Raw genomic sequence first — 4,263 nt, forward strand, 5'->3', positions numbered from 1 at the left:
CACAACAATAATATCAGAATTTAAAAAGACTGTCGACCACTTTGTCAACAGTCTGGGACAAGGATGGTTATATATCCTTGTTTTTAATTTACAAAAAAATCAAAAAATTTTTTTTACAAATTTTTTTTTGTCGAATTATATATTGGAGGTATTGAAAAAATGGTTAATTCAAAACAAGCTAAAGAACAAGTGGATTCATTTGGAAAGAAACTAAATTCCTATAAAGGTGTTGTAGCACGGTACTTAAAATACTTAATTCCAGAGTATAAAAATTTAGAACTCAATGAAATTATGGATTTGTTTGAAGAAACAGGAAATCGACTACAGGGATTAGATAAAGAATTTAAATTCAATGGAACAGCTGTATTTGATTTGTTATTCAAAGTCAAGCATCCCACTAAAGATGAATACATTTTAATTGATATTGAATTACAAGCAAAAGACAATTTAGAATACAAATTAGAATCAAGAGCCACACACTATGCGAGTTTACTCGTTGCCAATCAATATGGACTTTAGTAAACCAATCCACATTATGATAAAATCTATAAGAGTTATTCGATATGGATCGTATTGAATCACAAAAAAGATTGTAATGGCATATCCATTTTGAAAACAAATGATGAATCAATTGATAACGGAAAAGGAATAAAGTTAGAATATGCACAAAAAGGAAATATTATTTTTGTATATTATGACCCAAATTCTAATCATCCTATTCAAGTTATGACAAAAGAATTATTAGTTGAACGCTTTGATTTAGCGTATATGAATAACTTACGAAAATATGGTATTATGGACATAGATGAACAGGAGGTACAAACGATGTGTAATTACCATGTGTTTTTTATCGAACAAGGAATCAGTCAAGGAATTGATATTGGTCGAACTGAAGGAATTGATATCGGTCGAACTAAAGAACGTAAAGAAACAATACAAAATCTAATGTCATCTTCTGAGCAAAGTTTTGATAAAGTATATGACTTATTAAATTATGATAAAAGTGAAAAAGAAAAATATCGTAAATTAATATGTAGTTAAGATGATTTTTTGAAATATAGACAAAAAAGATAGCCAAGAGTATAATCTTGTGTGTAATCAAATAAACGGGGAGCTTGCTGAAGTAGGCTGAGAGGAGAATATTTAGTCTCGACCCATATAACCTGATTTGGATAATGCCAGCGTAGGGAAATAGAAAGTCGTTTTTTTAGGTACATTCCCGAAATGGAGTGTACCTTTTCTTTTACCCTTGGACAAAGGAGGAATGAAGATGCTGGAAAAAACAATTGAAAATGTAAGAAAACAAGTACCATTGGTACACAACATCACAAACTATGTAACGGTGAACGATGTTGCCAATGTGATACTAGCAAGCGGTGCCAGTCCTATTATGTCGGATGAACCAGAAGATGTGGAAGACATTACATCTATTTGTGGTGGCTTGAACATTAATATTGGAACACTGAATAAACGCTCCATTGAAGCTATGTTTATCGCAGGAAAAAAAGCCAATGAATTAGGACATGTTGTATTACTAGATCCAGTTGGAGCGGGTGCAAGTAAATTACGTACCTCAACGGCTGTGCAATTAATGAAAGAAATTAAATTTGATGTGATTCGTGGAAATATCTCGGAAATTAAAACACTTGCCTTAGGAACTGGAACCACAAAAGGTGTGGATGCTGATGTTGCCGATGCCGTTACCGAAGAAAATTTAGAAACTTCAATTTCATTTATTAAGAAATTTGCGCAAGAAACAAATTGTATTGTAGTCATTACAGGAGCTATTGATCTAGTTAGTGATGGAACAATCTGTTACGTGATACGTAATGGCCGTGCTGAAATGGGAAAAATCACTGGAACAGGTTGTCAGTTATCCGGCATGATGACAGCTTTTGCAACCGCAAATGAAAACAAATTGGAAGCTTGTGCAGCTGCTGTAATAACAATGGGATTAGCCGGTGAAATTGCCTGGAGTCATATGAAACCAGAAGACGGAAATTCAACTTATCGAAATCGTATTATCGATGCCATTTACAATATGGATGAACAAACACTAAAGGATGGAGCAAAATATGAAATTAGATAAGAACAGTTTACTACTTTATGCAGTAACAGATCGTCATTGGTTAAAACCAGAAGAAAGACTTGTTGATGTTGTAGAACAAGCCATTAAAGGAGGAGCTACTTTTATTCAACTACGTGAAAAGAATTTAAACGAACAATCTTTTCTTGAAGAAGCTGTTGAATTAAAAACATTATGTGCAAAATATCATGTTCCATTTGTGATTAATGATAACGTGGAAATTGCTTTGAAAATCGATGCCGATGGAGTACACGTAGGACAAAGTGACATGGAAACATTAGATGTTAGAGCGAAACTAGGTCCTAATAAAATTATTGGCGTATCCGCTCAAACTGTAGAACAAGCTATATTAGCCCAACAACACGGAGCCGATTATTTAGGAGTAGGAGCCGTATTTCCAACCGAATCAAAAGACGATGCCGATGATGTAAGTCATGAAACTCTAAAAGCAATCTGTGAAGCCGTAGATATTCCGGTTATCGCAATTGGTGGAATTACTTATGAAAATGTAGAACAATTATCTGGTAATGGTCTATCTGGCATTGCGGTTATCGGTGCTATTTTTGGACAAGAAGACATTAAAGAAGCCACTACACAATTGAAATTAAAAACAGAAATTATGGTGAAAAAATGATTAAAGGAATTATTTTTGATGTTGATGGAGTCTTATTGGATTCTTCTGTTATTTGGGATGATGCTGGTGAAAAATATTTAAAAACACAAGGAATTGTTGCCCAATCGGATTTATATGAAAAATTATATACTTTGTCTTTAGAAGAAGGAGCAAAGTATATGAAGGAAACATATCATTTAAATCAAAGCATTGAACAAATACTAGCTGGAATAGACCAAGTTATACAAGATTTCTATTGTTATGAAGTCTCCTTAAAACCAGGTGTTGAAAACTTCCTTCAACGATTAGAAGAAAAAGAAATTCCTATGGTCATTGCCAGTTCAGGAAGTCGCACTCTCATTGAAAAAGCATTAACGCGACTAAATATAAGACAATATTTTAAAGCCATTTTGACTTGTGATGAAGTAGGAATAGGAAAACACAGTCCTGAGATTTATTTTAAAAGCTTGGAAACACTTCAAACCAAACCACAAGAAACATGGATAATTGAAGATAGTCTTTTTGCGATTCAAACCGCTAATCAAGCAGGATTTAAAACACTTGGAGTATATGATCGACAAAATAAAGAAGAATGGCAAGAAATGAAAAACAGTGCAACTATGACACTAAAAGATTTAACGCAATTTGATTTATTTTGGAAAGAAAGGAACTAAAGACAATGAAAACAGCCCTAACAATTGCAGGCAGTGATTCCATTGGCGGAGCCGGCATTCAAGCAGATATTAAGACAATGATGGCCAATGGTGTATATGCCATGAGTGCAATTACCGCCATGACAGCTCAAAACTCACTTGGAGTAACCGCAATCATGGAATCCACTCCTGAATTCTTAAAAGCACAGATTGATGCTGTTTTTACAGACATTTACCCAGATGCCATAAAAATTGGAATGGTGTCCAATTGTGAATTAATTGATACAATAGCGGAAAGAATGATACACTATCAAGCCAAAAACATTGTAGTGGATCCAGTTATGGTAGCAACCAGTGGTGCCAAATTAATAAGTGACCAAGCTATTGAAACACTCAAACAAAAACTCCTTCCAATCGCAACTTTAATAACTCCTAATATACCTGAAGCAGAAGAACTAGCAGGAATGAGTATTTCAAATGAAAAAGACATGGAACAAGCAGCGGAATACATTAGTAAAAAATATTCTTGTGCTGTTCTATTAAAAGGAGGACATCAAATTAACGATGCCAATGATTTACTCTATGCCAATGGAAAATACTATTGGTTTTATGGAAAAAGAATAAACAATGACAATACGCATGGAACGGGATGTACTTTATCAAGTGCCATTGCATCTAACTTGGCAAAAGGATACGACTTACAACAAGCTGTATCATTAGCTAAAGATTATATATCCGATGCTTTATCTAGTATGCTTGATTTAGGAAAAGGAAGCGGTCCTATGAATCATGGATTTGCCATAAGCGGAAAATATAAATAGAAAAAATTCCTCTTATTTTTTAGTAAGAGGAATTTTTTGGGTAACCAAAATCTTTTGGGGTTTATCCAAAAACTTTTAGGGTGAACTTTT

Annotated in this window: 6 protein-coding genes and 1 riboswitch; all 6 genes read left to right on the top strand. The window is 33.8% G+C overall.

The window, feature by feature from the left end; translation table 11 throughout:
• Positions 1-159: 159 nt before the first annotated feature.
• The 6 genes from ACI313_RS09350 to thiD all read left to right on the top strand — a co-directional run bounded on the left by ACI313_RS09350 (position 160) and on the right by thiD (position 4,173).
• Positions 160-519 (top strand): hypothetical protein, encoded by a 360-nt coding sequence (locus ACI313_RS09350; protein WP_439755856.1) that lies wholly within the window; start codon positions 160-162, stop codon positions 517-519.
• A 90-nt stretch (positions 520-609) separates the two neighbouring features.
• Positions 610-1,041: a hypothetical protein gene (locus ACI313_RS09355; RefSeq protein ID WP_320608366.1), complete on the top strand. Its 432-nt coding sequence runs from the start codon at positions 610-612 to the stop codon at positions 1,039-1,041.
• A gap of 56 nt (positions 1,042-1,097) precedes the next feature.
• A riboswitch (TPP riboswitch) is annotated at positions 1,098-1,207 on the top strand.
• A gap of 63 nt (positions 1,208-1,270) precedes the next feature.
• On the top strand, positions 1,271-2,089 hold the full coding sequence (gene thiM / locus ACI313_RS09360; RefSeq protein WP_439755857.1) for a hydroxyethylthiazole kinase: 819 nt from the start codon (positions 1,271-1,273) through the stop codon (positions 2,087-2,089).
• A complete protein-coding gene (thiE, locus tag ACI313_RS09365; protein WP_439755858.1) occupies positions 2,076-2,720 on the top strand; it encodes a thiamine phosphate synthase in 645 nt (214 codons plus the stop codon). Before thiM ends, thiE begins: the two co-directional genes overlap by 14 nt.
• Positions 2,717-3,373: an HAD family hydrolase gene (locus ACI313_RS09370; protein ID WP_320608369.1), complete on the top strand. Its 657-nt coding sequence runs from the start codon at positions 2,717-2,719 to the stop codon at positions 3,371-3,373. Before thiE ends, ACI313_RS09370 begins: the two co-directional genes overlap by 4 nt.
• A 5-nt stretch (positions 3,374-3,378) precedes the next feature.
• On the top strand, positions 3,379-4,173 hold the full coding sequence (gene thiD, locus ACI313_RS09375) for a bifunctional hydroxymethylpyrimidine kinase/phosphomethylpyrimidine kinase (protein WP_439755859.1): 795 nt from the start codon (positions 3,379-3,381) through the stop codon (positions 4,171-4,173).
• The last annotated feature ends 90 nt before the right edge of the window (positions 4,174-4,263 follow it).

The sequence above is a fragment of the Floccifex sp. genome (genome assembly GCF_051873495.1).
Taxonomy (GTDB): domain Bacteria; phylum Bacillota_I; class Bacilli_A; order Erysipelotrichales; family Erysipelotrichaceae; genus Floccifex.

Coding starts and splice junctions, on each gene's coding strand:
- thiE (WP_439755858.1), top strand. CDS start 2,076: ATGAAATTAGATAAGAACAGTTTACTACTTTATGCAGTAACAGATCGT.
- ACI313_RS09370 (WP_320608369.1), top strand. CDS start 2,717: ATGATTAAAGGAATTATTTTTGATGTTGATGGAGTCTTATTGGATTCT.
- ACI313_RS09350 (WP_439755856.1), top strand. CDS start 160: ATGGTTAATTCAAAACAAGCTAAAGAACAAGTGGATTCATTTGGAAAG.
- thiD (WP_439755859.1), top strand. CDS start 3,379: ATGAAAACAGCCCTAACAATTGCAGGCAGTGATTCCATTGGCGGAGCC.
- thiM (WP_439755857.1), top strand. CDS start 1,271: ATGCTGGAAAAAACAATTGAAAATGTAAGAAAACAAGTACCATTGGTA.